This is a genomic window from Streptomyces sp. CAI-85 (assembly GCF_013363615.1).
Classification (GTDB): Bacteria; Actinomycetota; Actinomycetes; order Streptomycetales; family Streptomycetaceae; genus Streptomyces; species Streptomyces antibioticus_B.
This window is the reverse complement of the sequence record NZ_JAANNX010000003.1, coordinates 258,784-284,012: the sequence shown is the minus strand read 5'-3', so window position 1 is coordinate 284,012 and position 25,229 is coordinate 258,784. Positions and strand designations below refer to the sequence as shown.

General features: G+C 73.4%; 22 protein-coding genes. 9 read left to right on the top strand and 13 right to left on the bottom strand.

What is annotated here, in order from left to right; all coding sequences use genetic code 11:
• Positions 1 to 69: 69 nt before the first annotated feature.
• On the bottom strand, positions 70 to 1,194 hold the full coding sequence (locus G6W55_RS06835; protein ID WP_030787067.1) for a PLP-dependent cysteine synthase family protein: 1,125 nt from the start codon (positions 1,192 to 1,194) through the stop codon (positions 70 to 72).
• Positions 1,195 to 1,591: 397 nt separating this feature from the next.
• Here G6W55_RS06835 and G6W55_RS06830 point away from each other — a divergent pair, with 397 nt between their 5' ends.
• Together G6W55_RS06830 and G6W55_RS06825 are read left to right on the top strand one after the other, a co-directional pair.
• Entirely contained in the window at positions 1,592 to 1,912 is a 321-nt protein-coding gene (locus tag G6W55_RS06830) for a hypothetical protein (protein WP_030787065.1), read from the top strand.
• Positions 1,913 to 2,120: 208 nt separating this feature from the next.
• Positions 2,121 to 2,651 (top strand): ATP-binding protein, encoded by a 531-nt coding sequence (locus G6W55_RS06825; RefSeq protein ID WP_175519878.1) that lies wholly within the window; start codon positions 2,121 to 2,123, stop codon positions 2,649 to 2,651.
• Between the two features lie 47 nt (positions 2,652 to 2,698).
• Here the strand turns inward: G6W55_RS06825 and G6W55_RS06820 are convergent, their stop codons facing one another.
• From G6W55_RS06820 to G6W55_RS06810, 3 genes are all read right to left on the bottom strand, one after another.
• Positions 2,699 to 2,992, bottom strand: a complete 294-nt coding sequence (locus G6W55_RS06820; protein WP_175519877.1) for an SHOCT domain-containing protein — start codon at positions 2,990 to 2,992, stop codon at positions 2,699 to 2,701.
• Between the two features lie 419 nt (positions 2,993 to 3,411).
• Positions 3,412 to 4,296 (bottom strand): NAD(P)-dependent oxidoreductase, encoded by an 885-nt coding sequence (locus G6W55_RS06815; RefSeq protein ID WP_175519876.1) that lies wholly within the window; start codon positions 4,294 to 4,296, stop codon positions 3,412 to 3,414.
• Positions 4,297 to 4,321: 25 nt separating this feature from the next.
• A complete protein-coding gene (locus G6W55_RS06810; protein ID WP_175519875.1) occupies positions 4,322 to 5,566 on the bottom strand; it encodes an ROK family protein in 1,245 nt (414 codons plus the stop codon).
• Positions 5,567 to 5,748: 182 nt separating this feature from the next.
• Here G6W55_RS06810 and G6W55_RS06805 point away from each other — a divergent pair, with 182 nt between their 5' ends.
• Positions 5,749 to 6,906, top strand: coding sequence for a methyltransferase (locus G6W55_RS06805; protein WP_175519874.1), 1,158 nt, complete (start codon positions 5,749 to 5,751; stop codon positions 6,904 to 6,906).
• On the opposite strand, the gene G6W55_RS06800 is transcribed toward G6W55_RS06805, so the two are convergent.
• The 4 genes from G6W55_RS06800 to htpG form a co-directional block, all read right to left on the bottom strand.
• Positions 6,893 to 7,729 (bottom strand): ketose-bisphosphate aldolase, encoded by an 837-nt coding sequence (locus G6W55_RS06800; protein ID WP_175519873.1) that lies wholly within the window; start codon positions 7,727 to 7,729, stop codon positions 6,893 to 6,895. The two genes, G6W55_RS06805 and G6W55_RS06800, sit on opposite strands and share 14 nt — an antisense overlap.
• Positions 7,730 to 7,750: 21 nt before the next feature.
• Positions 7,751 to 8,626, bottom strand: coding sequence for an SIS domain-containing protein (locus G6W55_RS06795; RefSeq protein ID WP_175519872.1), 876 nt, complete (start codon positions 8,624 to 8,626; stop codon positions 7,751 to 7,753).
• Positions 8,627 to 8,722: 96 nt separating this feature from the next.
• Positions 8,723 to 10,936, bottom strand: a complete 2,214-nt coding sequence (locus tag G6W55_RS06790) for an MFS transporter (protein ID WP_175519871.1) — start codon at positions 10,934 to 10,936, stop codon at positions 8,723 to 8,725.
• Between the two features lie 171 nt (positions 10,937 to 11,107).
• On the bottom strand, positions 11,108 to 13,027 hold the full coding sequence (gene htpG, locus G6W55_RS06785) for a molecular chaperone HtpG (RefSeq protein WP_175519870.1): 1,920 nt from the start codon (positions 13,025 to 13,027) through the stop codon (positions 11,108 to 11,110).
• Positions 13,028 to 13,336: 309 nt separating this feature from the next.
• Here htpG and G6W55_RS06780 point away from each other — a divergent pair, with 309 nt between their 5' ends.
• The gene (locus G6W55_RS06780; protein WP_175519869.1) at positions 13,337 to 14,509 is read left to right on the top strand and encodes an MFS transporter; all 1,173 of its coding nucleotides are present in this window, start codon (positions 13,337 to 13,339) and stop codon (positions 14,507 to 14,509) included.
• An 82-nt stretch (positions 14,510 to 14,591) separates the two neighbouring features.
• Here G6W55_RS06780 and G6W55_RS06775 read toward each other — a convergent pair whose 3' ends face one another.
• Entirely contained in the window at positions 14,592 to 15,026 is a 435-nt protein-coding gene (locus tag G6W55_RS06775) for a MarR family winged helix-turn-helix transcriptional regulator (RefSeq protein ID WP_175519868.1), read from the bottom strand.
• An 86-nt stretch (positions 15,027 to 15,112) separates the two neighbouring features.
• Here G6W55_RS06775 and G6W55_RS06770 point away from each other — a divergent pair, with 86 nt between their 5' ends.
• The 3 genes from G6W55_RS06770 (at position 15,113) to G6W55_RS06760 (ending at position 18,466) form a co-directional block, all read left to right on the top strand.
• Positions 15,113 to 16,615: an MFS transporter gene (locus tag G6W55_RS06770; RefSeq protein WP_175519867.1), complete on the top strand. Its 1,503-nt coding sequence runs from the start codon at positions 15,113 to 15,115 to the stop codon at positions 16,613 to 16,615.
• 179 nt (positions 16,616 to 16,794) lie between these two features.
• Positions 16,795 to 18,096: a HEAT repeat domain-containing protein gene (locus G6W55_RS06765; protein WP_175519866.1), complete on the top strand. Its 1,302-nt coding sequence runs from the start codon at positions 16,795 to 16,797 to the stop codon at positions 18,094 to 18,096.
• Between the two features lie 58 nt (positions 18,097 to 18,154).
• Positions 18,155 to 18,466, top strand: coding sequence for a DUF6332 family protein (locus tag G6W55_RS06760; protein WP_175519865.1), 312 nt, complete (start codon positions 18,155 to 18,157; stop codon positions 18,464 to 18,466).
• Here the strand turns inward: G6W55_RS06760 and G6W55_RS06755 are convergent.
• The 3 genes from G6W55_RS06755 to G6W55_RS06745 all read right to left on the bottom strand — a co-directional run bounded on the left by G6W55_RS06755 (position 18,427) and on the right by G6W55_RS06745 (position 21,119).
• The gene (locus G6W55_RS06755) at positions 18,427 to 19,092 is read right to left on the bottom strand and encodes a response regulator transcription factor (protein ID WP_175519864.1); all 666 of its coding nucleotides are present in this window, start codon (positions 19,090 to 19,092) and stop codon (positions 18,427 to 18,429) included. The two genes, G6W55_RS06760 and G6W55_RS06755, sit on opposite strands and share 40 nt — an antisense overlap.
• On the bottom strand, positions 19,089 to 20,315 hold the full coding sequence (locus G6W55_RS06750) for a sensor histidine kinase (RefSeq protein ID WP_175519863.1): 1,227 nt from the start codon (positions 20,313 to 20,315) through the stop codon (positions 19,089 to 19,091). Before G6W55_RS06750 ends, G6W55_RS06755 begins: the two co-directional genes overlap by 4 nt.
• A gap of 87 nt (positions 20,316 to 20,402) precedes the next feature.
• The gene (locus G6W55_RS06745) at positions 20,403 to 21,119 is read right to left on the bottom strand and encodes a TetR/AcrR family transcriptional regulator (RefSeq protein ID WP_175519862.1); all 717 of its coding nucleotides are present in this window, start codon (positions 21,117 to 21,119) and stop codon (positions 20,403 to 20,405) included.
• Between the two features lie 151 nt (positions 21,120 to 21,270).
• Here G6W55_RS06745 and G6W55_RS06740 point away from each other — a divergent pair, with 151 nt between their 5' ends.
• Positions 21,271 to 21,723, top strand: coding sequence for a nitroreductase family deazaflavin-dependent oxidoreductase (locus tag G6W55_RS06740; RefSeq protein WP_175519861.1), 453 nt, complete (start codon positions 21,271 to 21,273; stop codon positions 21,721 to 21,723).
• A gap of 25 nt (positions 21,724 to 21,748) precedes the next feature.
• On the opposite strand, the gene G6W55_RS06735 is transcribed toward G6W55_RS06740, so the two are convergent.
• Complete coding sequence (locus tag G6W55_RS06735; RefSeq protein ID WP_175519860.1) at positions 21,749 to 23,026, bottom strand: geranylgeranyl reductase family protein; 1,278 nt, start codon at positions 23,024 to 23,026, stop codon at positions 21,749 to 21,751.
• A 202-nt stretch (positions 23,027 to 23,228) separates the two neighbouring features.
• Here G6W55_RS06735 and G6W55_RS06730 point away from each other — a divergent pair, with 202 nt between their 5' ends.
• Entirely contained in the window at positions 23,229 to 24,584 is a 1,356-nt protein-coding gene (locus tag G6W55_RS06730) for a dipeptidase (protein WP_175519859.1), read from the top strand.
• Positions 24,585 to 25,229 lie beyond the last annotated feature (645 nt).

The window sequence follows — 25,229 nt, the reverse complement described above, 5'->3', positions numbered from 1 at the left end:
CGTGCCGTGAGGGTCGCATCACCACCGTGCCGTGAGGGTCGCATCACCACCGTGCCGTGAGGGTCGCGGCTATTCGGGCCAGACGCCCGTCGCCAGCAGGGAGTCGATGGCCTCGCTGTACGGGCCGATGTCCAGGCCCTGTTCGGCCAGCCAGGCGTCGGAGTAGTACTTGTCCAGGTAACGGTCCCCGGGGTCGCAGAGCAGGGTGACGACGCTGCCCCGGCGGCCGTCGGCGACCATCTCGGCGACGATCTTGAGGGCGCTCCACAGGCCGGTGCCGGTCGAGCCGCCCGCCTTGCGGCCGATGGCCCCTTCCAGCGCGCGGACGGCGGCGACGCTGGCCGCGTCGGGGACCTTCATCATCCGGTCGACGGCGCCCGGCACGAAGCTGGGCTCCATCCGGGGCCGTCCGATGCCCTCGATCCGGGAACCGCAGTCGCAGGTGACGTCCGGGTCGCCGGTGGTCCAGCCCTCGAAGAAGCAGGAGTTCTCGGGGTCGGCGACACAGATGCGGGTGTCGCGCTGGGTGTAGTGGACGTAGCGGGCGAGAGTCGCCGAGGTGCCGCCGGTGCCGGCCGTGGCGACGATCCACGCGGGCTCCGGGAACCGCTCCCGCTCCAACTGACGGAAGATGGACTCCGCGATGTTGTTGTTGCCGCGCCAGTCCGTGGCCCGCTCGGCATAGGTGAACTGGTCCATGTAGTGACCGCCGGTGTCCGCGGCGAGCCGGGCGGACTCCTCGTACATCGTGCGGGAGTCGTCGACGAAGTGGCAGCGCCCGCCGTGGAATTCGATCAGCCGGATCTTCTCGGGGCTCGTGGTGCGCGGCATGACGGCGATGAAGGGCACGCCGATCAGCTTGGCGAAGTACGCCTCGGAGACGGCCGTCGAGCCGCTGGACGCCTCGATCACCGGGCGGTCGGGGCGGATCCAGCCGTTGCAGAGGCCGTAGAGGAAGAGGGAGCGGGCCAGGCGGTGCTTGAGGCTGCCGGTCGGGTGGGTCGACTCGTCCTTGAGGTACAGGTCGATGCCCCACGCGTCCGGGAGGGGGAAGCGCAGCAGGTGGGTGTCGGCCGAGCGGTTGGCGTCGGCCTGCACCCTGCGGACGGCCTCTTTCAGCCAGTCGCGGTAGTCGGCGTCGCTGTGGTCGACGTCGAGGGTGGCACCGGTCCGGGTGGTGCGGGGGGTGGTCACGGCGGGGCTCCTTCGCACAGCGCGCGCACGGGGTGTCGCGCGGTCGGCCCATCGATCATAGGCACCTTCGGCACCGCTTCTCACCTGCATAAACACATATTTGGGGGCCTCAAAGGGAGGCTGGGGAGGCTGGGGAGCGAGGTGCCCGGCCGACCGGGGCCGGGGACGCGTGGAGGGTGCGGGCCGGGCGCGGGGGCGGTGCGTGGGGGGGCGCATTCACACGCGTGCTCCCCCGGGACGGGGTCGGCCGTCATGTGTACTGGTGCTCGACGCCCGGCGGGGGCAGACTGCACCGCGCGGGGCGAAACTCCCGGACCGGGCGAAAGGGCCTGCGCGGGGGGCCTACGCGGTGCCGCCCCGGAAGGGCGCACCATCGCGCGAAAGGGGGCGGACAGGCATGGCGGAGCCGGAGTTCACGGCGACGGGCGTGCGGATCGGGAAGCGGCTGCGCTCGCTCACCCGGGCCGGGCAGGTGCGGATCAACGACGGCAGGGTGGAGCTGCTGACCAGCTACGGCAGTGAGATCGACAGCGCGCCGGTGCAGGCGGTCCGCGCCTCCCGGCCCTGGTTCGCCCCGGAGGACCGGGCGCTCGCGGACCTCAACGGCAACCGGTATCTGCTCACGCTGGGTGACCACGACCCGGCTCCGGGCGAGCCCGGACCCCCTGCGGCGAGCCGTTTCATCGAGGCCGTGCGGAGGGCCGCGGGCCGTCGGTGAGGCGGCGTGAGGCCCTCGCCGACGCGGCGCGAGTTGCGCCGCGGGATCCCCTGCGTCACGCTGTTCTCACGTCACTCTGGGTTTACCGGCGATAACGCTGCGAACCAGCCCGCCGGCCATGACAGCAGGCGGCCGCGTTGCGCAGCAGCTCTGCTCGTTCCGATCCGAACTCCGTGTTCTTCCGGACCTCAGTCGGGGAGTCGCAGCCGTGATCAGCAACCCAAGCAGGCACTGCGCGGTGGAGCTCCATGCCCTGCCGTCGCGGATCGGCCAGGTCCGCAGAATCGTATCGGCGCAGTTGCGCTACTGGCATCTGGATCCGTTGATAGACCGGGCGGCGCTCGGGGTCACGGAGCTGTTGACCAACGTCCACCGGCACGCCCAGCCCGACAAGCTGTGCGTGGTGGAGATGGAACTGCTCCTCGACCGGCTCACGGTCTCCGTGCGGGACCACGATCCGCGGCTTCCCGTGGTGGGAGCCGTGGACGAGGAGGCGCTGGCCACCTGCGGGCGCGGGCTCGCGATGGTGGCCGCGGTGAGCGAGAGCTGGGGCGCGCGGCCGGACGGCGAGTCCGGCAAGGTCGTCTGGTTCACGCTGCCCGCCGCGATCTCCCCGCCGGAGCGGGTGGCGCGTCCGCCGCGCCGTACGCCCCTGGAGCAGGTCGCGGCCCGGTTCCCGGAGGTCGTCTCCGTGGACGTGCACGCCCCCGCGCCCGCCCACTCGGCCCCTGTGGGCTGAGCGGGCGGGACGGTGACCGGGCGGGACGGTGGCAGGGCGCGCGGTCGTCACGCCGTACCGCTCCCCCCGGCCGTCCGGCCGAACTGCTCCTCCAGGACGGACAGCCGGCGCCAGTACTCGTCCTCGTCGATCTCGCCGGACGCGAAGCGCCGGCCGAGGACGGCGAGGGGCGAGTCACCGGTGGGCCGCGGGTCCGCCGCCCGCCACGGGCCGCGCCGGCCGCGCCACACCGTGCGGCGCAGCAGCGTGACGACGCCGACGACGACGGCCGCCCAGATCAGCGGGAGGAACAGGATCCACGGTCCGGGACCGCCGTCGCCCCAGTTCGCCAGGGTGTTCATCTCGGTCAACTCCTCGGTGAGGTCGTGAGGTCGTCCTTGCTTCCTCGACGGTCTCGCGCGGAGGGGGTCCGGGTCGTCGTACGACCGGCGGCAGTGCGGGTACCTCCCGGGGAGTAGCGGGGTCCTGGAGCGGCCGCCCGCTGCGGGCAGCCGACGACACCAACCGCCGCGTCCGGACGGCCGCCGTGGTCCCGGCCCGCCTCGACGGACTCTCGCGGAGGAGGCCCCGGTCGGACCGCGGTCGGCGGGTACCTCCCGGGAGTAGCGGGTCCTGGGGCGGCCACCCACTCCGGACGGCCGCGTGCCCCAGCCACCGCGCCGAGGCGGACGCCGTCGTCGCGGGCCCGCCTCGGGGCCCGGTCAGCCCACGGTCGGCGGTCGTGCGGGTCCCCTCCCCGGGAGTAGCCGAGCGTCGCGTCTCAGGCGGGAGCGTCGAAGCTCGCGAAGTACGCGGCTGCCATGTCCTCGTCGCCGTGGCCCTGGGTGGCCGCTCGTTCGAAGCGGGCGGCGGTTGCGGATGCGACGTCGAGGCGGACGCCGTGGGTGCGGCCCGCCTCTACGATCAGCCGGGCGTCCTTGGCGGCGGTCGTGACGGCGAACTGGGCGGGCGTCAGGCGTTCGTCGAGCACCAGGCCGGTCTTGGCGCGCAGGTAGCCCATGTCCAGCGGGCCGCCGGCGATCAGGCCGAAGAACGCCTCCGGGTCGACGCCCAGGGCCTGGGCCAGCGCGAGCACCTCGCCGGCCGCGGCGGTGGCCGCGAGGACCCAACTGTTGGCCACCAGCTTCAGCCGGGTCGCGCTGCCCTCGCGGCCGTCCTCACCGGTCCACACCGTGCGGGCGCCGACCGCGTCGAAGACGGGCGCCACCGCGTCCCGGTGCGCGGGCGGGCCGGCCGCCAGGACCGTCAGCAGGCCGTCCTCGGCGGGCCGGCGCGTGCCCAGCACCGGCGCGTCGAAGAACACCAGTCCGTGCTCCGCGGCGAAGTCGGCCAGCTCGGCGACCGCCTCGATCCCGGCGGTCGTGGACTGCGCCCAGACGGCACCCGGGCGCAGGGCCGGTGCGGCCTCGCGCAGGACATCGAGGGCGGCGGGGCCGTCGTACAGCATGGTCAGGACCACGTCCGCGTCGCGCACCGCGTCGGCGGGCGTGGCGGCGACCGCGATGCCCTCGGCGGCCAGCGGTTCGGCCTTGGCGCGGGTGCGGTTCCAGGCGCGGACGGTGTGTCCGGCGCGGGCGAGGTTGCGGGCCATGGCGGCGCCCATGATGCCGGTGCCCAGGACGCTCACGGTGATCGTGTCGGTCATGACGCCAACCTACTGCGGCCGCCGTTCAGACCTCGGCGAGCGCCGCCAGCGGGTCGTCGAGCACCGGCTGCCAGGCCAACTCGGCCGCCCCGGCGAGGCTGTTGTGGTCGAGGGAGCAGGCGAGGATGGGGACGCCTCCGCTCCGGCCCCACAGGCTGCGGTCGGCGACGACGGCGCGCAGCCGGTCGGGGTCGGCGTCCAGGAGGGTGCGGTGCAGGCCGCCGAGGATGATCCGGTCGGGGTTGAGGATGTTGACCAGCCCCGCCAGACCGAGTCCGAGCCGGTCGATGAGGGCCTCGGCGGCCGTGCGGACGACGGGGTCGCCGTACTCGTCGCGGATCAGGTCGTTGGCCTGCTGGAGCAGGGAGCCCTCGGGGCCGGGGTCGCGTCCGGCGGTGGTGAGGAGGGCGAGCGGGTCGGCCTCGACGTCGAGGCAGCCCCGGCTGCCGCAGTGGCAGGGGCGGCCCTCGGGGTTGACGGTAAGGTGGCCGACCTCCAGGGCGAGGCCCGAACTGCCGGTGTGCAGACGGCCGTCGAGGACGAGCGCGCCGCCGACGCCCCGGTGTCCGGTGGCCACGCACAGCAGGTCGCGGGCGCCGCGTCCGGCGCCGTGCCGGTGTTCGGCGAGGGCGGCGAGGTTGACGTCGTTGCCCGCGAAGGCGGGTCCGGTGATCCCGGCGTCCCGGACGCACGCGGCGAAGATCTCCCGCACCGGCGCGCCCACCGGCCAGGCCAGGTGGAGGGGGTTGAGGGCGAGGCCCTCGGGTTCGGCGACGGCGGACGGAACGGCGAGTCCGGCGCCCACGCACCGGCGCCCGGTCCGCCGCAGCAGTTCGGCCCCGGCCTCGACGGCGGCGCCGAGCACCTTCGCCGGGTCGGCGTCGACGGCCTCGCAGCTCGGGGTCGTGGCGACGATCCGCCCGCCGAGGCCGACCAGCGCGGCCCGGAACCCGTCGGAGTGCACCTGGGCGGCCAGGGCGACCGGGCCGTCCTCGGCGACCTCCAGCCGGTGCGAGGGGCGGCCCTGGGAGCCGGCGGCGGCACCGGGCCGGGCGTCGACCCGGATCAGACCGAGCGCCTCCAGTTCGGCGGCGACCGCGCCGGCCGTCGCGCGGGTGACGCCGAGTTCGGCGGTGAGCACCGCGCGGGTGGGCGCCCGTCCGGTGTGCACCAGCTCCAGCGCGGGTCCGAGCGCGCCGCGCCCCCGGTCCAACCGTGCCCTCGAGGTGGTCCCTTCCCCCGCCGGCCGGGGGTCCGCCTTACCGCTCATGAGGGCGAGTCTCCCATGATCCGCTCCCCGGCCGACGCCGGGGAAGGCGCTTGCCGTCCCCGCGCCGGTCCCGCCCCACGGGGGCTGAGCTGCGGCTCGGCTAGCCTTGCCCCACGATGAACGACCGTATGACGACGCCTCGGGGCGACGACCGCATGACGACGCCGCGGAGCCACGACCGTATGACCACGCCATGGGGCGAGGTCGCGCTGACCCGCCATCCCGTGGATCCGCGCGACCGGCTGCGCGCCTGGGACGCCTCCGACGCCTATCTGCTCCGGCACCTCGCGGAGCGGGACGTGCCGCCGTCCGGCGCGGTCGTGGTGCTCGGGGACCGGTGGGGGGCGCTGGTGACGGCACTCGCGGCGCACCACCCCGCGCGGAACGACGGCTTCTCGCTGACGCAGATCACCGACTCCTGGCTGGGGCAGGAGGCGACCCGGGCGAACCTGGCGCGGGCCGGCGTGGAGCCCGGTGCCGTCCGGCTGCTCACCACCCAGGACCCGGTGCCCGAGCGGATCGACGTGCTGCTGGTGCGGGTGCCGAAGAGTCTCGCCCTGCTGGAGGACCAGTTGCTGCGGCTGGCGCCCGCCGTGCACACGGGGACGGTCGTGGTCGGCACCGGCATGGTGAAGGAGATCCACACCTCGACGCTGCGGCTGTTCGAGCGGATCCTGGGCCCGACCCGGACCTCGCTCGCCGAGCAGAAGGCCCGGCTGATCTTCTGCACGCCCGATCCGTCGCTGCCCCGCCCGCAGACCCCGTGGCCGTACGTCTACGACCTGCCGGCCGATCTCGGCGGGCTCGCCGGCCGCCCGGTGGTGAACAACGCCGGGGTGTTCTGCGCGGACCGGCTCGACATCGGCACCCGGTTCTTCCTCCGGCATCTGCCGGCGCCCGGTGCCCGGCGGGTGGTCGATCTGGGCTGCGGCAACGGGATCGTCGGTACGGCGGTGGCGCTGGCCGACCCGGAGGCCGAGGTGCTCTTCACCGACGAGTCGTTCCAGGCGGTGGCCTCGGCGGAGGCGACCTACCGGGTCAACGAGGCACCCGGGCATGCCGAGTTCAGGGTCGGGGACGGTCTGGAGGGGGTGCCGGACGACAGTGCGGACCTCGTGCTCAACAACCCGCCGTTCCACTCCCACCAGGCGACGACCGACGCGACGGCATGGCGGATGTTCACGGGCGCGCGGCGGGTGCTGCGGCCGGGCGGCGAACTGTGGGTCGTGGGGAACCGGCATCTCGGCTACCACGTGAAGCTGAAGCGGCTGTTCGGGAACTGCGAAGTGGTCGCCGGGGACCCGAAGTTCGTGGTGCTGCGGGCCGTCAGGAAGGGCTGAGCAGTCGGGCGAGGCGTTCCACGGTCCGCGCCATCGCCTCGCGGGCCGCGCTCAGATAGGTGCGGGAGTCGACGGCCTCGGGGTGGGCGGCGAGATGGTCCCGGATCGCGCCGGTCATGGCCTGGTTGAGGGCGGTGCCGATGTTGACCTTGGTGATGCCGCCGGTGACGGCGGCGGTCAGCTCGTCGTCCGGGACGCCCGAGGAGCCGTGCAGGACGAGCGGTAGGTCGAGGGCTGCGGCGAGGCGTCCCAGCAGGGCGTGATCGAGGGCGGCCGTTCGGGTGGTCATGGCGTGGACGCTCCCGACGGCCACGGCCAGCGCGTCCACGCCCGAGCCCGCGACGAACGCACATGCCTCGGCGGGGTCGGTGCGGGCGCCGGGCGCGTGGGCGCCCTTGCCGCCGATCTCCCCCAACTCGGCCTCGATCCACAGTCCTTGGGCGTGCGCCCGGTCGACGGCGGCGCGGGTCGCGGCGAGGTTCCGGTCGTACGGCAGCCGGGAGGCGTCGTACATCACGGAGCTGAACCCGGCGTCGGCGGCCTGGTGGAGCAGCGCGTCGTCCTGGACGTGGTCGAGGTGCAACGCGACCGGTACGGCCGCGTGTTCGGCGGCGGCGGCCGCGGCGCGGGCCAGCGGCAGCAGCCGTCCGCCGCGGAACTTGACGGCGTTCTCGCTGACTTGGAGGACGACGGGCACGCGGGCGGCCTCGGCGCCGGTGACGACGGCCTCTACGTGCTCCAGCGTGATGATGTTGAAGGCGGCGACGGCGGTCCGGGCCGCGCGGGCCCGGGTGACCAGTTCGCCGGTGGTGACGAGAGGCACGGCAGCTCCTGGTGGACCGGGTCAGAGGATCACCGAGCGGGTGAGATGGCGGGGCCGGTCCGGGTCGAGACCGCGGACGGCGGCGAGCGACACGGCCAGCCGCTGGGCGCGGACCAGTTCGGCGAGCGGGTCCAGCGCGGCCGGGACCCACAACGCGCCGGTGGCCCGCACCTGTTCGGCCAGACCTTCGGGCGCGCGGCCGAACATCCAGGTGGCGGTGCCGGTGGTGCTGATGCTGACGGGACCGTGCCGGTACTCCATGGCGGGGTACGACTCGGTCCAGGCCAGGGCGGCTTCGCGCATCTTCAGCGCGGCCTCGTTGGCGAGACCGACCGTCCAGCCGTGTCCGAGGAAGGTGAACTGCGTGCTGTCCAGGAGCCCTTGGGGCAGCGGCTCGGCGAGCGCGGTGCGGGCGTCGGTGACCACGGAGTAGGTGTGCAGCCCGAGGTGGGCGCGGAGCAGGGTGAGCGCGGTGGTGGCGAACCGGGTCTGCACGACGGAGCGTTCGTCGGCGTAGGCGAGCACCACCACGTGGTCGGCGACCGCCATGACCGGGGTGTCCGGATCGGCGGTGAGCGCGGTCGTCGGGGTGCGACCGCGCAACCGGGCGAGCAGATCGAGCACCTCGGTGGTGGTGCCCGAGCGGGTGAGGGCGACGACCCGGTCGTAGGCGCGCCCATGGGGGAAGGCGGAGGCCGGGAAGGCGTCGGTCTCGCCGTGGCCCGCGCCCTCGCGCAGGGCGGCGAACGCCTGGGCCATGAAGTAGGAGGTGCCGCAGCCGACGACCGCGACCCGCTCCCCCGCCGCCGGCAACTCCGCGCCGTACCGGCCTGCTTCGGCGGCGGCGCGGGTCCAGCACTCGGGCTGGCCGGTCAGTTCGTCCTCGACGTACGTCATGCCCGTCCCCCTCGGGAGTCACCTTCCGGAGGTGCTCGTTGATGCACGATAGAGGCATCTTTCGAACAACTTCAAGCATGCGTGCTGCACGGGCTGCTACTCGGTGTCGTGGGCGAGGTCGATGTCATGGACGTCCATGGCCCCGCCCGCGCCTTGGACCCGGCCGCCGAGGTCGAGCACCGTCGCGCGGGGCGGGTAGCCGGTGGCGACGATCGTGTACCGCCCCTCGTCGAGGTCCGCGAAGGCGTACGTCCCGTCGGGCCCGGTCGTGGCGGTGGCGACAACGTTGCCGACGGCGTCCGTGAGCGTGACGCGTGCGCCGCCCAGCGGAACGCCCGCCCCTCGGACCGCGCCCCGCACCTGGACACCCGGACGCAGTTCGACGTCGACGCGGGTGATCCCGGTCGCGCCGATCTCGACGGGCAGGGCCAGCGGCCGGTGCTTGGGCGAGTTCACGACGAGCGTCACCGGCCCGGGCACCAGCTCGGCGACGGAGAACTCCCCCGCGCCGTCGGTGCGCACGGTGACCTGTACGTCCCCACGGGCATCGGTGACGACGACCACCGCTCCGTCGACCGGCCCGCCGTTCGAGGACCGCACCACACCGGCCAGCCCGGTGGTGCCGCTCAGGAGCACGTCGTACGTCACCGGTTCGGCACCGACGACGACGGTGGTGGCCTGCGGCCGGCAGCCGTCGGCGGAGGCGATGAGCACATAGGCGCCCTCCCCCGGCACCGGCACGGCATAGGCGCCGTCGTCCCCGGTGTTCGTCCGGGCCACTTGGCGACCGCCGGGCGAGAGCAGCGTGACGGCGGCGCCGCCCACCGGCACCTGCTCCGCGGCCAGGACGCGTCCGCGCACGAGGCACCCGTCGGCCGGTCCGCCGGTGGCCAACGCCGGTACGGTCGCGATGAGTTCGGCCACGGCGCGGGCGAGGGGTACGGCGACGGCGGCCCCGATGTCCGGCTCCCTCACGGGGGCGGCGGAAGGGGCAGCGGCGGCGGTGCGCCGTCCCGGGAGGAACGCCGCGAGGACGAACGCGAGCAGCGCCGCACCGGCTGCCGCCCCCATGAGCGCCGTCCGGTCCAGGACCACCCCGGCGACCGCGGTCGCCGCCACCCCACCGGCGAGCCGGAGGGAGATGTCGAGGCCGTGCGCGGCGGACGTCCGGGCAGGAGCCACGGAACCCGTGATCAGCGCGGGTATCGCACCGTAGGCGAGGCCGATGCCGGCGCCGACGACACAGGAGACCAGCACCACGTCCCACACGGCGTCCATCGCGACGCCCCCCGCCCCGAGCCCGTGTCCGGCGGCCACGATCACCGCACCGGCCATCAGCGTCGCCTTGGGCCCCTTCGCCTTGGACAGCGGGACGGACGACGCGGCCGCCGCCAGCACGACCAGACCCATCGCCGGCCCGACCGTCGCAGGGGACCGGCCGACCGACACGATCGTGAACAGAGAGAACCCGCCGGCCACGGAAGCGAGGCTGGTCAGCAGAACCGGCCCACGGGCACCGACGCGCAGGTCCACCAGGGGTTCCCGGACCCGGAGTTCGAGAAGTCCCCACAGCGGCAGGACGACCAGCGCGACGGCGAGCAGCCCGAGCGGGACGGGATCGGTCCAACCCCGTTCGGCACCCTGGGAGATGCCCAGCAGCAGGCAGCCCGAGCCGGTCGTCAGACCCAGCGCCCCTGCGAGGTCGAAGCGGCCCCCGGTGCGCCCGGCCGACTCCGGTACGGCCACCAGGACGAGCACCGCGGCGACGGCACCGAGCGCGGCGGACGTCCAGAACAGGGCGTGCGGGTCGATGCGGTCCGCGCCGAGGGAGCCGACGGCCAGCCCGAGCGCGCCGCCCGCCCCGAGGGAGGCGCTCATCAGCGCGAACGCCACGTCACGGCGTTCGGCGGGACGTTGGTCGCGCAGGATGCCGATGCCGAGCGGGATGACGCCGAGCGCGAGGCCCTGGAGGGCCCGTCCGACGAGCAGCGGGGTGAGGGTGTCGCCGAGCGCGGCGGTGACCGATCCGGCGATCAGCAGGGTGAGGGCGGCGAGCAGCGTGCGGCGCCTGCCGTACAGGTCGCCCAGCCGTCCCATGAGCGGGGTGGCGACGGCGGCGGCGATCAGGGTGACGGTGACCGCCCAGGCGCCGCCGGAGGTGGACGTGCCCAGCAGGTCCGGCAGTTCGGGGACGGTGGGGACGACCAGGGTCTGGGTGAGCGAGACCACGAGCCCGGCGAAGGTCAGCGTGATCCCTGCGAAGGCCGGCGCGGCGACGGGCGGAACGGTCCGCGCTGGGGCATGGGGCATGGTGGGGCCTCCGTGATGGCGGATACGGATCGGCACAACTGCGCAGCATCGTAGGGCTAGTTGAAGAACTCAACCAATCAGCACATGCGGTGTGCGGCAGGTGAAGATCCCGGGCAGGAGGAGGCGCCCCTGCCCGGTCCCCGTCAGTCCTCGTCGGTCCCCGTCACGGTGTCAGAGCGAGCGCTCCAGATGGTCGGCGACCAGCTTCACGAACCGTCCGGGCTCCTTGGGCCGGCCGCCCTCGGCGAGTACCGCCAGACCGTGCAGCAGCTCGGCGGTCTCGGCGAGTCCGGTCCGGTCCTCGCGCTCCCGGTACGCCTGGTTCAGGCCCTTGACCAGGAGATGCCCGGGGTTCAGCTCCAGGATCCGCTGGGCGGCGGGCACGTCCTGCCCCATCGCGCGGTACATGTTCTCCAGCGCCGGCGTGAGGTCATTGGCGTCCGAGACGATGCACGCCGGGGAGACGGTGAGACGGGAGGAGAGGCGCACCTCCTTGACGTCCGCGCCGAGTTGCTCCTTCATCCAGCCGAGCAGGTCCGCGTACTCCTCGCCCTGCTTCTCGCGCTCCTCGTCGGCCTGCGTGTCGTCCTCGGTGCCGAGGTCGACCTCGCCCTTGGCGACGGAACGCAGCCGCTTGCCGTCGAACGCGCCGACCACGTCGACCCACACCTCGTCGACGGGGTCGGTGAGCAGCAGGACCTCGATGCCCTTGGCGCGGAACGCCTCCATGTGCGGGGAGTTCTCGATGCTCTCGCGGGTCTCGCCGGTCAGGTAGTAGATGTCCTCCTGGCCGTCCTTCATCCGCTCCACATAGCCGGCCAGGGTGGTGGGTTCGTCGTCGGCGTGCGTACTGGCGAACGACGCGACGGCGAGGAGGGCGTCCCGGTTGTCCGTGTCGGAGAGCAGCCCCTCCTTCAGGACGGAGCCGAACTCCCTCCAGAACGTGGCGTACCGGTCCGGTGCCGAGGTCATCGTGTCCTTGACCGTGGACAGGATCTTCTTGGTGAGCCGGCGCTGCATCATCCGGATGTGGCGGTCCTGCTGGAGGATCTCGCGGGAGACGTTCAGCGAGAGGTCCGCCGCGTCGACCACACCCTTGACGAACCGCAGATAGGGCGGGAGCAGCGCCTCGCAGTCGTCCATGATGAAGACGCGCTTCACATAGAGCTGCACACCGCGCTTGTAGCCCTGGGTGTAGAGGTCGTGCGGGGCGTGCGAGGGCACGAACAGCAGCGCCTGGTACTCGAAGGTGCCCTCGGCCTGGAGCCGGATGGTCTCCAGCGGCTCGCGCCAGTCGTGGCTGATGTGCTTGTACAGCTCGTGGTACTCGTCGTCGGACACCTCGTCGCGCGAGCGGGCCCACAGTGCCTTCATCGAGTTCAGCGTCTCGGGCTCGGCCTCATCGGCCTCGTCGGCCCCTTCGGTCCCGTCCGCCGTCTTCTTGGGCAGCAGCCGGATCGGCCAGGTGATGAAGTCCGAGTACCGCTTGACGATGTCCTTGATCGTCCAGGCGGAGGTGTAGTCGTGGAGCTGGTCGTCGGAGTCCGCCGGCTTGAGGTGCAGGGTGACGGAGGTGCCCTGCGGCGCGTCCTCCACCGTCTCCAGCGTGTACGTGCCCTCCCCGCGCGACGACCAGCGGGTGCCGTGGCCCTCCCCGGCGTGCCGGGTCACCAGGGTCATCTCGTCGGCGACCATGAAGCCGGAGTAGAAGCCGACGCCGAACTGGCCGATGAGCCCCTCGGCCCCGCCCTCGTCCTGCGCCTCGCGCAGTTCCTTGGCGAACTGGGCGGTGCCGGAGTTGGCGATGGTGCCGATCAGCCGGCCCACCTCGTCGTACGACATCCCGATGCCGTTGTCCCGCACGGTGAGCGTACGGGCCTCGTCGTCGGTCTCGATCTCGATGTGCAGGTCGGAGACGTCTGCGCCGGGAAGGTCGTCCTTCAGCGCGGCCAGGCGCAGCTTGTCCAGCGCGTCGGACGCGTTGGAGACGAGTTCGCGCAGGAAGACGTCCTTGTTCGAGTAGACCGAGTGGATCATCAACTGGAGGAGTTGACGGGCCTCTACCTGGAACTCAAACGTTTCAGTCGGCATGGTTCGCGTGCACCTCACGGGTTCTGGTGTCTCCAGGACTGGTCGGCCCACTCTAAAACACCAAGTCAGGCAGCCCTGAAGCCTGTTCGAGCCGCACGGCCCGCGTCGCACGGATCTTCGACCGTCCGTGCGAAGGCCCGTGCGACCACCCGCGCGACGACCTGTGCGACCGGCCGCGCGCGGCCCGTGCGACCAGCCGGATGACGGTCGCGTGACCGACCGATCACACTCCCCCGTCTTGTCCTCGCCCGTCCTCCGACCTAGCCTGAGTTTGTGCCGCAAATAAACAAAACCCGATCGCACAACGCCGTGCCGGGTCCCCGCACCGACCTCACCCGCCTCCGTATCGCCCTGACCGCCTTCTTCGCCCTGGACGGCTTCGTCTTCGCCGGCTGGGTGGTCCGCATCCCCGCGATCAAGGAGCAGACCGGCGCCTCGGCCGGCGACCTGGGCCTCGCACTCCTCGGTGTGTCCGCGGGCGCGGTCGTCACGATGACGCTGACCGGCCGCCTCTGCCGCCGCTACGGCAGCCATCCGGTCACCGTCGTGTGCGCGGTCCTGCTCGCGCTGAGCGTCACCCTGCCCCCGCTGACCCACTCCGTGCCCGCGCTCGGCGCCGCACTGTTCGTCTTCGGCAGCGCCTACGGCGGCATCAACGTGGCGTTCAACAGCGCCGCCGTCGACCTGGTCCGCGCGCTGCGCAGGCCGATCATGCCGACCTTCCACGCGGCGTTCAGCCTGGGCGGCATGATCGGCGCCGGACTGGGCGGGCTGGTCGCGGGTTCCCTGTCCCCCACGCGCCATCTGCTCGGCCTCGGCGTCATCGCCCTGCTGGTGACGGCCCTGGCGGGTCCCACCCTGCTGCGACAGGCGCCGCCCCGGCCCCCGGAGGACGACGCCCCGGGACTCCAGGACACCCGAGCCCCGGCATCACCGACCCCCCACACCCGCCGGCTGGTCGTCGTCTTCGGCCTGATCGCCCTCTGCACGGCGTACGGCGAGGGCGCCCTCGCCGACTGGGGCGCGCTCCATCTCCAGCAGGACCTGGGCTCCTCGGCCGGTGCCGCGGCGATCGGTTACTCGTGTTTCGCGCTCGCCATGACCGTCGGCCGCCTCACCGGCACGACGCTGCTGGAACGGTTCGGCCACACCCGTACGGTGGTGATCGGCGGCTCGGTCGCGGCGTCCGGGATGCTGCTCGGCTCCCTCGCCCCCGCGCTGTGGGCGGCGCTGCTGGGGTATCTGATCACCGGGCTAGGGCTGGCCAACCTCTTCCCGGTGGCCGTCGAACGCGCGGGCACCCTGGCCGGGCCCAGCGGCGTGGCCGTCGCGTCCACCCTGGGCTACAGCGGCATGCTGCTCGGGCCGCCGGCGATCGGTTTCATGGCCGAGTGGTTCTCCCTGTCCGCCGCCCTGACCAGCGTGGCCGTCCTGGCGGGTCTGGCAGCGCTCATCGGCCTCGGCACAAGACGAGTGGGCTGACGGCACCGGACGTATGGGTGACGGCGCAGGTCGCGGGGGCCGACCGGCGGGCCGGCCGACACGGCCGCCGTCCGTCCCTTCGTCAGCCGGTGCCGACCCCCGGACCGGCGAGCATGCGCGTCAGCACCGCGCGCTGCACGGGCAGGACGTCGCCGTGCAGCGCGCGCCCCTTCCCGGTGAGCGCCACCCGGACGCCCCTGCGGTCCTCGGCGCACATCCCGCGCTCCACGAGACCGTCCTTCTCCAGCCGGGCGATCAGCCGGGACAGCGCGCTCTGGCTGAGGTGGACCCGCTCGGCGATCTCCTGGACGCGATAGCTGCACACGGCGCCGGGCACACCGCTCTCCGCGAGCACGTCGAGGACCTCGAAGTCACTGGCGCACAGGCCGTGCCGGCCCAGAGCCCGGTCGAGTTCGCAGTGGGTGCGCGCATGCAGCGCGAGCATGTCCCGCCACTGCTCCACGAGCTCCTGATCGGCCTCAACGGGCTGCCCGGCCCCGGACTTCTTCGCCGTCATGGCCCGCACCGTAGCAGAGAATTCATTTTATTGCACTGGAATTAAATGCGCTTGCATTCGATGCATGCGCATGTAATCTCTCGGGCATGACCTCTCCGCTCCCCAACTCCGCGTCGCCCGCCTCGGCGGTGCGCTGGACCTCCCGGCTGTGGGGCACCCTGCTGGTGCTCTGTGCCGCGATGTTCCTGGACGCGCTGGACGTGTCGATGGTCGGCGTCGCCCTGCCGTCGATCGGCTCCGACCTCGGTCTGTCCACCTCGACCCTGCAATGGATCGTCAGCGGCTACATCCTGGGCTACGGCGGCCTGTTGCTCCTCGGCGGCCGCGCGGCCGACCTGCTGGGCCGCCGCCAGGTCTTCCTGGTCGCCCTCGGCGTCTTCGCGCTGGCCTCGCTGCTCGGCGGGCTCGTGGACTCCGGTCCGCTGCTGATCGCCAGCCGTTTCATCAAGGGCCTGAGCGCGGCCTTCACCGCACCGGCCGGCCTGTCCATCATCACGACGACGTTCCCGGAGGGCCCGCTGCGCAACCGCGCCCTCTCCATCTACACCACCTGCGCCGCGACCGGTTTCTCGATGGGCCTGGTCCTCTCCGGCCTGCTGACCGAGGCCAGTTGGCGGCTGACCATGCTGCTCCCGGCGCCGATCGCGCTGCTCGCCCTGCTGGCCGGCCTCAGGCTGCTGCCGCGCAGTGAGCGCGAACGCGACCACAACGGCTACGACGTCCCCGGCGCCGTCCTCGGCACCGCGTCGATGCTGCTGCTGGTCTTCAGCGTCGTCCAGGCCCCGGAAGCCGGCTGGGCCTCCGCCCGTACGCTGCTGTCGTTCCTCGCCGTCGCCGTCCTGCTGACCGCCTTCGTCATGGTCGAACGCCGCTCCCCCGGACCGCTGATCCGGCTCGGTGTGCTGCGCTCCGGCAGCCAGGTCCGCGCCCAGCTCGGCGCGATGGCCTTCTTCGGTTCGTACGTCGGCTTCCAGTTCCTCGCGACGCTCTACATGCAGTCGCTGCTGGGCTGGTCGGCGCTGCACACGGCCCTCGCCTTCCTGCCCGCCGGCGCGCTGGTGGCCGTCTCCTCGACCAAGGTGGGCGCGATCGTGGACCGGTTCGGCACACCCCGGCTGATAGCGGCGGGCTTCGCCCTGATGGTCGTCGGATACGCGCTGTTCCTCCGCGTCGACCTCGACCCGGTCTACGCGGCGGTGATCCTGCCCAGCATGTTGCTGATCGGCGCGGCCTGCGCGCTGGTCTTCCCGTCGCTCAACATCCAGGCCACCAACGGCGTTCCCGACCACGAGCAGGGCATGGTCTCGGGGCTGCTCAACACCTCCGTGCAGGTCGGCGGGGCGATCTTCCTCGCCGTGGTGACGGCCGTGGTGACCGCGGGCGCCCCGGACGACCCCACCCCGCAGGCCGTCCTCGACAGCTACCGTCCGGGCCTCGCGGTGGTGACGGCCGTCGCCGCGGCGGGCTTCCTGGTCACCCTCACCGGGCTGCGCACCCGACGCGGACGGAACTCGGTCGTCGTGGCCAAGTCCACGGCGGCGGAAGCCGGTTCGGCGGCGGAGGCGGAGCGGGTGGGGGTCCGCGACTGAGGCTCGCCACCTGCCACCTGCCTCCTGCCACTGGCTGATCGGGCCGGGTGCCGCCCGTCGCGCACACCGCGCGCGGACGGCCCCGGCCCGTCTCGGCCCTCCCCCGCCTCCACGCCCTGTGGGATGATCGCCGGCGTGATCGATTCCCCCGTGCGGAAGGGCGTCCCGCGCCCCACCCGATGACCTGGCCGGACGAGGCCGTGGCCGACGGCTCCGCCACGACACCCGGCCACCCGTCCCGCAGCGCCCTCTTCACCGCCGTACGCGCCGACCCCGCCGGTCCCGTGGCCACCAGGCTGCTCCAACTCGCCCACGCCGACGCCCCGCACGTCCGCCGCGCGGCCCTGGACCTCCTGCACGGCCTGGCGGGGGCGCGGGCGGTCGACACCGCCCTGACCCGGCTCGACGACCCGGACGCGGGGGTACGGCACCGGGCCGCGCGGCTCGTCGGGCAGTACGGCCGACCCGACCGGGTTCGCGCCGCCCTCGCCGCAGTCCCCGATCCCGTCGTACGCACCCTCCTGGCCGCCTCGCTCGGGCCCGCCGTCGCCCGCCTCGGGGACGACCGCCTCGCGTCGGTCCGCTTCCTCGCCCGGCTGCACCTCCTGCGCACGGCCCCACCCGCACGGTGGCGTGCTCTGGACGCGGCGCTCATGACGGACGCCGAGGAGGCGGCACTCCATCTGGAGGGCGCCGGACGCCTCTGGGGCCGGGCCCTCCACCAACTGGCGCGCGAACAGCACGCGTACGACATCGCCGGCCGGCTTCTCGCGGACCCCGGCACCCGGGGCGTGGGCGCCGAACTCGCTGGCGAGGCATGCCACATCTGGCGGGCCGCGCCGGTAGCACTGCTGCCGCTGCTCGTCCGGCACCAGAGCCAGGAGACCGAGATCACCCCGGGTCTCGACAAGGCCGTCGCGACCGCCCTGCTCTCCGGGGCCGCGCGGCGCACGCATCGGAGCCTGCTCACGCGGGTGCCGTCCGTGCCACCACCGGCCGCCGTGACCGCGCCGGCTCCGCTTACGGCCGCGTCCGCCGCGCTGTTGCTCTCCGCCAGGCCGGTGGGGATCGTGCGGCTGCGGCGGGCCGGCGAGATCTTCGGTGCCCTGCTGGACTCCGGTCCGCTGTCCTTCCGGCAGGCGGCCCAGCTCTACAACCTCACCTTCCACCGGCCGGGCCGGGCGCAGGCGGAGTGCGCCCCGTTGTGGCTGCGGCACGCCGGTCCGGCCGCGCTGTCCCGGCTTCTGGCGCTCATGACACCGCACTTGGCGGACTACGCGATCGGCACGTACTACCTGGCGGGTCTCGCCCGGATGGGCCGTGCCGCCCGGCCCGCGCTGCCGGCCGTGACGGCGCTCATCGACCGGCGCACCCGCATCCCCGTCAACGACTCCACCCGCGACGGCGAGACACGCCTCGACGAACGTCTCCTCGCCGCGGCCCTCGACACCCGCCACGCGCTCCTCACGGACACAGGCTGAACCGGCCCCGGGGCAGGGGCGGTTGCCGCATCGGCCGTACGGCTGTGAGACTCGACGCATGGACGGGTTCGGGGACGGGGACGGGGGCGGCTACCGGGCACGGCGTACGCAGGCCGAGCGGGACGCGGTCACCGTGGAGATCGGGTACGCCTTGTGCAGCGCGGCGTTCGTGGGGGCGCTGACCTTCGGGGCGCTGGCGGGACCGGCGCTGCTTCTCGAACTCCCCCATCTGGTCGAGACGTTCCTCGTGCGGGCGGGACTCGTGCTCGCGCCGGTGGTGTTCGTGGTCCGGGCGGTCGCCGTGCTCGTCGCCTTCCGGCAGGGCCCTCCTCAGCCCAGCCAGCCCGGCCGGACGAGCCCCGACTCGTAGGCGAGGACGACCAGTTGGGCCCGGTCGCGGGCGCCCAGCTTCACCATGGTGCGGCTGACGTGGGTCTTGGCGGTGAGCGGGCTGACGACCAGCCGGCGGGCGATCTCCTCGTTGGACAGTCCGATGCCGACCAGCGCCATCACCTCCCGCTCCCGTTCGGTCAGCCGGTCCAACTCGGCTGCCGCTGCGGGCTCTTTGGAGCGGGCGGCGAACTCCGCGATGAGCCGGCGCGTCACCCCGGGCGACAGCAGCGCGTCCCCGGCCACCACCGCCCTGACGGCGCGCAGGAGTTCGTCGGGTTCGGTGTCCTTCACCAGGAAGCCCGAGGCGCCGGAGCGGATCGCCTCGAAGACGTACTCGTCGAGTTCGAAGGTGGTGAGCATGACCACCCGCACATCGGTGAGCGTCTCGTCGTCGGTGATCCGGCGGGTGGCGGCGAGCCCGTCGAGCACGGGCATCCGGATGTCCATCAGGACGACGTCCGGCCGCAGGGCGCGCACCAGCCGCACCGCCTCGTCGCCGTCGGCCGCCTCCCCGGCCACCTCGATGTCGGACTGCGCGTCGAGCAGCGCCCGGAAGCCCGCCCGGACGAGCGACTGGTCGTCGGCCAGCAGTACGCGGATCACCGGTCCTCCCTCTGCTCCGCCGGGAGTTCGGCGAGCACCCGGAAGCCGCCGTCGGGGCGCGGCCCCGCCTCGATCGTGCCACCCAGGGCGGCGGCCCGCTCCCGCATCCCGGCCAGCCCGTTGCCGCTGCCGCCCGCGTCCACGCCGGTCGCCGGACCGTCGTCGTCGATACGCAGCCGTACCGCCGCGCCGGACCTCTCCAGGTGCACGCGCGCGTGCCGGGAACCGGAGTGGCGGACGACATTGGTCAGGGCCTCCTGGACGATCCGGAACGCGGCGAGGTCGGTGCCGGGCGACAGCCGGGGCGGCTCTCCCCGCACCTCGACGGTCAGCCCGGCCCGCGCCGCCTGTTCCACCAGTTCGGGCAGCCGGTCCAGGCCGGGTGCGGGGGCGCGGGGCGCGGCGCCGGGCGCGCGGAGGTTGTCGAGCACTTGGCGGACCTCGCCGAGCGCCTCCTTGCTGGCGGACTTGATGGCGGTGAGGGCGGTGCGGGCCTGGTCCGGGTCGGAGTCCAGCAGGGCGAGGCCGACACCGGCCTGCACGTTGATGACGGAGAGGCTGTGCGCGAGGACGTCGTGCAGTTCCCTGGCGATCCGCAGCCGTTCCTCGTCGGCGCGCCGACGGGCCGCCTGCGCGCGCTCGGCGCGGTCCCTGGCCCACTGTTCGCGCCGGGCGCGGGCCAGCTCCGCGACCGCCACGATCGCCACCACCCAGCCGGTGACGACGATCTCCTGCGCGAAGGAGGCGGGCGCGTCCCCGGCCGGCGGCAGCCACCGGTACAGCCAGTGCGCGACGAGCAGATGGACGGCGCAGAGAATGCCGAGGGCCGTCCACGCGGCACGGCGGTGCCCGGCGACGACGGCGGCGAAGCAGGCCACGGCCACCGTGAGGAACACCGGCCCGTACGGGTATCCGGCGCCCAGGTAGACCGCGGCCGTGACCGCCGTGCCGAACACGACGGCCACCGGGTGGCGGCGGCGCCACAGCAGCAGGGCGCAGGCGACGAGGAGCAGCACGCGCGCGAAGGGGTCGAGCGCGGCCCGCTCGCCCTCCTGGGCGTGGGCCGCGAAGGTGGAGCCGGCCAGCACGAGGACGGTCAGCAGCAGGGTGGAGCGCCAGGGCCAGGGCGCGGTGCGGGGCCCGTCGTCCGCCCAGTCGTCCGCCCAGGGGCGCGGCCACCGTCGGGGGCGGCCGCCGCCCCGGCGCTCCTGCTGTTCGTCCATGCTCGCCACGCTAGACGCCACCGGCAGGGCCGGACGTCCGCCGGACGGGGTGACCGGCCGTACTCCCGCTGTCGTACGTACCGGGGCCTAGTGAGGATTGTCCCGGGGCGGCCGTAGGCCGACGCCGAGGGCGAGCCGGGTCGCGGCGTGGCGGAAGAAGGGCTCGCGGTCCTCGACCACCCGGTGGAACTGGCCGAACAGCTCGAAGCCGACCAGTCCGTACAGCTCGGCCCAGGCGGCGACCAGGGCGGCGGCCGCGGCGGGCGGCAGGTCCGGGGCCAGGTCGGCGGCGATCCGCTCGGCCTCGACGCGCAGTTCGGCCGGCAGCGGCAGTTCGGCGAGGCCGGGGCCCTGGTGCGCGTCCCGGATGATCCCGATGAGGAGGAGGCCGACGCGGGCCGCGGCGGGGATGGTCGTCTCGGGGGCGTGGTAGCCCGGCACGGGCGAGCCGTAGATGAGCGCGTACTCGTGCGGATGGGCCAGCGCCCAGCCGCGGACCGCCTCGCAGACGGCCACCCAGCGCTCGACCGGCCCGGCCCCTTCGGTGACGACGGCCGCGTGGGCGGTCTCCGCGCGCTCGCCGAGGGAGTCGTAGGCGTCGATGATCAGCGCGGTGAGCAGGTCGTCGCGGCTCGGGAAGTAGCGGTAGAGCGCGGAGGAGACCATGCCCAGTTCGCGGGCGACGGCGCGCAGCGACAGTTTGGCGGCGCCCTCGTCGGCGAGCTGCCGGCGGGCCTCCTCCTTGATGGCGGCCGTGACTTCGATCCTGGCGCGGGCGCGGGCCCCCTGGGCGGTGCGGCTCATGGGGGGCAGTCTTCCACGGAAACGAGAGCGGTGCACATGTTCGAGAGCGATGAACCGAAAAGAGAGCACTGCTCTTGCAATGGCGTACGGGTCTGGGGCAGACTCGAAGAGAACCGAGAGCACCGCTCTCCGAAATCGACCGGGGGTCGCCATGTCGTCGTCGCCTTACTACCTCAAGGACAGCTCGCTCAACGTCCGGCTGAACAGCGTGATCGGCTGGCTCGCCCGGCACGGGCTGAGCCTCGCGGGCTCGGCGGAGATGTCCGTCAAGGGCCGCAAGAGCGGCCGGATGCAGCGCATTCCGGTCAACCCGCACACCTACGAGGGCGGGCAGTACCTGGTCTCGGCCCGCGGGCACTCGCAGTGGGTGCGCAACATGCGGGCCGCGGGCGGCGGGGAGCTGCGGGTCGGGCGCAAGGTGCGCACCTTCACCGCGGTGGAGCTGCCCGACGCGGAGAAGCTCCCGATCCTGCGGACCTACCTGGAGAAATGGGGCTGGGAGGTCAACCAGTACTTCCAGGGCGTCACGGCCAAGTCCACGGACGAGGAGATCGTGGCGGCGGCCCCCGACCATCCGGTGTTCCGGATCACGGTCGAGGGCTGAGCCGGGTGCCTCGCCGACGAACCGCTCAGACGTCGTCCTTCTCGCCGTCGGTAGCTGCCGCCTCCGGGGCCTCCGCGTCGGCCGACGGCGTCGCCTCCCGCCGGTCCATCGCGTTCAGCGCGCGCTGGGCCATCGGATGCGCGCGGACCAGCTCGCCCAGGGTGGTGCGCCCGCGCGTGATGTCCGCGAACGCCCGCCAGGCCGGGCGGACGCCGGTGAGCGCCGCGTGGAAGAGGCCGGGGCGGCGCTCGAAGATCGCCAGCATCCGCTTGCCGACGGCCATCTCCACACCGAGGCCCGCCTTCACGGCGAACGCGTAGTTCAGCGCCTGGCGGCGGGTGTCCACCGCGTCGTGCGCCTCGGAGACGCGGACCGCCCATTCGCCGGCCAGCCGGCCCGAGCGCAGGGCGAAGGAGATGCCCTCGCGGGTCCACGGCTCCAGCAGACCCGCCGCGTCACCGCAGACCAGCACCCGGCCCCGGGAGAGCGGGGAGTCGTCGGCACGGCAGCGGGTCAGATGGCCGGAGGAGATGCTCGGTTCGAAACCGGCGAGGCCCAGCCGGCCGATGAAGTCCTCCAGATACCGCTTGGTGGCGGCACCCTCGCCGCGCGCGGAGATCACCCCGACCGTCAGGGTGTCGCCCTTGGGGAACACCCAGCCGTAACTGCCGGGCATCGGGCCCCAGTCGATGAGGACGCGCCCCTTCCAGTCCTCGGCGACGGTGTCGGGCACCGGGATCTCCGCCTCCAGGCCGAGGTCCACCTGGTCGAGCTTCACGCCGACATGGGCTCCTATGCGGCTGGCGCTGCCGTCCGCGCCGACCACCGCACGCGCCAGGACGGTCTCGCCGCCCTGGAGGACGACCGCGACCGTGCGCCGGTCCGGGACCGCCGAGCCGTGCTGCTCCACGCGCGCGACGGTGGCGCCCGTCCGCAGTTCGGCGCCCGCCTTCTGGGCGTGCTCGACGAGCTGCTGGTCGAACTCGGGCCGGTTGATCAGCCCGAACAGCATGTGCCGGGAGCGGCGGGTGCGGGTGAAGCGCCCGTTGTTCGAGAAGGTCACCGCGTGCACGCGGTCGCGGAAGGGGAGTTCGAAGCCGGGCGGGAGCGCGTCACGGGAAGGACCGATGATGCCGCCGCCGCACGTCTTGTAGCGGGGCAGCTCCGCCTTCTCCAGCAACAGGACGCGCCGCCCCGCGACCGCCGCCGCGTAGGCGGCCGAGGCCCCCGCGGGTCCCGCGCCCACCACGACGACGTCCCACACCTGCCGCACGTCGTCCGCCGAAGAGTTCTCGCTGCTCACGATGGTCTACTGCTCCCGATCAAGCCGCCTGCCGCACCTGTCCCCCGCATCCTACGGCGGAGATCGTCACGGTCCGATGACGGTCCGCTGTGGCAGGATCGGCGGCGTGCGCGACCCCATCCCGGCACCGCGTACGCTCGCACGGTCCCCCGAACGGACCCGTGTCACCCCGTACAACGTCGCACCCACAAGGAGCGTGCCCATGTCGTCGAATCCGGTCGCCGAGACCGTCGCCTCGCTGATGCCCAGGGCGAAGGCGGAGCTCACCGAACTGGTGGCCTTTCCCTCGGTGGCGGACTTCGACCAGTTCCCGAGGAGCGGGAGCGAGGCGGCGGCCGCCTGGATCGTGGACGCGCTGCGCGCCGAGGGCTTCCAGGATCTCGCCGTCCTCGACACGCCGGACGGCACCCAGTCGGTCTACGGCCACCTCCCCGGACCCGAGGGCGCCAGGACCGTGCTCCTGTACGCGCACTACGACGTGCAGCCCCCGCTGGACGACGCGGCCTGGACGACCCCGCCGTTCGAACTGACCGAGCGCGACGGACGCTGGTACGGGCGGGGCAGCGCCGACTGCAAGGGCGGCGTCATCATGCACCTGCTCGCGCTGCGCGCCCTCAAGGCGAACGGGGGCGTCCCGGTCCACGTCAAGGTGATCGTGGAGGGCTCGGAGGAGCAGGGCACCGGCGGTCTGGAGCGGTACGCCGAGGCCCACCCCGAGCTGCTCGCCGCCGACGCCATCGTCATCGGCGACGCGGGCAACTTCCGGGTCGGTCTGCCCACCGTCACCTCCACCCTGCGCGGCATGACCATGCTGCGGGTGAGCGTCGACACCCTGGCGGGCAATCTGCACTCCGGCCAGTTCGGCGGCGCCGCGCCCGACGCGCTGGGCGCGCTGATCCGCGTCCTGGACTCGCTGCGCGCCGAGGACGGCTCGACGACCGTGGACGGCCTCACCGACGACGCCCGCTGGGACGGACTCCAGTACGACGAGGAGCAGTTCCGCCAGGACGCCAAGGTGCTGGACGGTGTGGAGCTGATCGGCTCCGGCACGGTCGCCGACCGCATCTGGGCGCGGCCCGCCGTCACCGTCCTCGGCATCGACTGCCCGCCGGTCGTCGGCGCCACCCCGTCGGTGCAGGCGAGCGCCCGCGCGCTGATCAGCCTGCGGGTGCCGCCGGGCCAGGACGCGGCCGAGGCGACGAAGCTGCTCCAGGCCCACCTGGAGGCCCACATTCCGTGGGGCGCGCGCGTGAGCACCGAACAGATCGGCCAGGGCCAGCCCTTCAGCGCGGACACCACCAGCCCGGCGTACGCGGCGATGTCCGACGCGATGGCGGTGGCCTACCCCGGCCAGGAGATGCAGTACGCCGGCCAGGGCGGCTCCATCCCCCTCTGCAACACCCTCGTTGCCCTCTACCCGAACGCGGAGATCCTCCTCATCGGCCTGAGCGAGCCGGAGGCCCAGATCCACGCGGTGGACGAAAGCGTGTCCCCGTCGGAACTGGAGCGCCTGTCGGTGGCGGAGGCGCTGTTCCTGCGGAATTACGCGGGGAGCTGAGGGGGGCGGGGCTGCGGCGCCCGCTGGGGTCACCTGAGCCCTGGCGGCAGCGCACCGCTTCTGTATGGTGCCGGGCCGGCGGCCAGGTCGGGCGGCCACGCGGGCGCGGCGCACCGGGCGACCACAGCACCGGCCCGCGCCCTTTGGGCTGCACCCAGCGGACGGCCGGGCTCCGGCGGACCCGACGGGACATGGACGCGACGTGCAGCGGGTTCAGGACGCCGTCGTGGGGCCGCGGGCCTTGGCCTGCGGCCAGGTGCAGCATGGTGACCTTTCGAACGACGGGCGCTTCACCCGCACGCGCCGTACCCCGCACATGCTGTTCAGCAGGCCGTCGAGCGCTCGCGGAAGGCGTGAGCCGAACTGGGGACCGGCGCCACCTGCCGCTGATCCCCTGGTCGGACCCCACACCCCTTCGAGCGACGCTGAGTCGACGGGCCGGGGGCCACGCGCGCGTGCCGGTGGGACGGGCACGCGCGCGTGGGCGGGAGACACCCGTGCAGCGGCACCTACTTCGTAAGCGGCGCACTCGGCCGATCACCGCCGCCGTGCCGGACCGACCGCTCTCCTGAAGCGGCGCCGAGCTTGTGGCCTTGGCGGCGGACCCGCCGGCAGGCGTCGGACGTACACGTGCCGACGGAACGG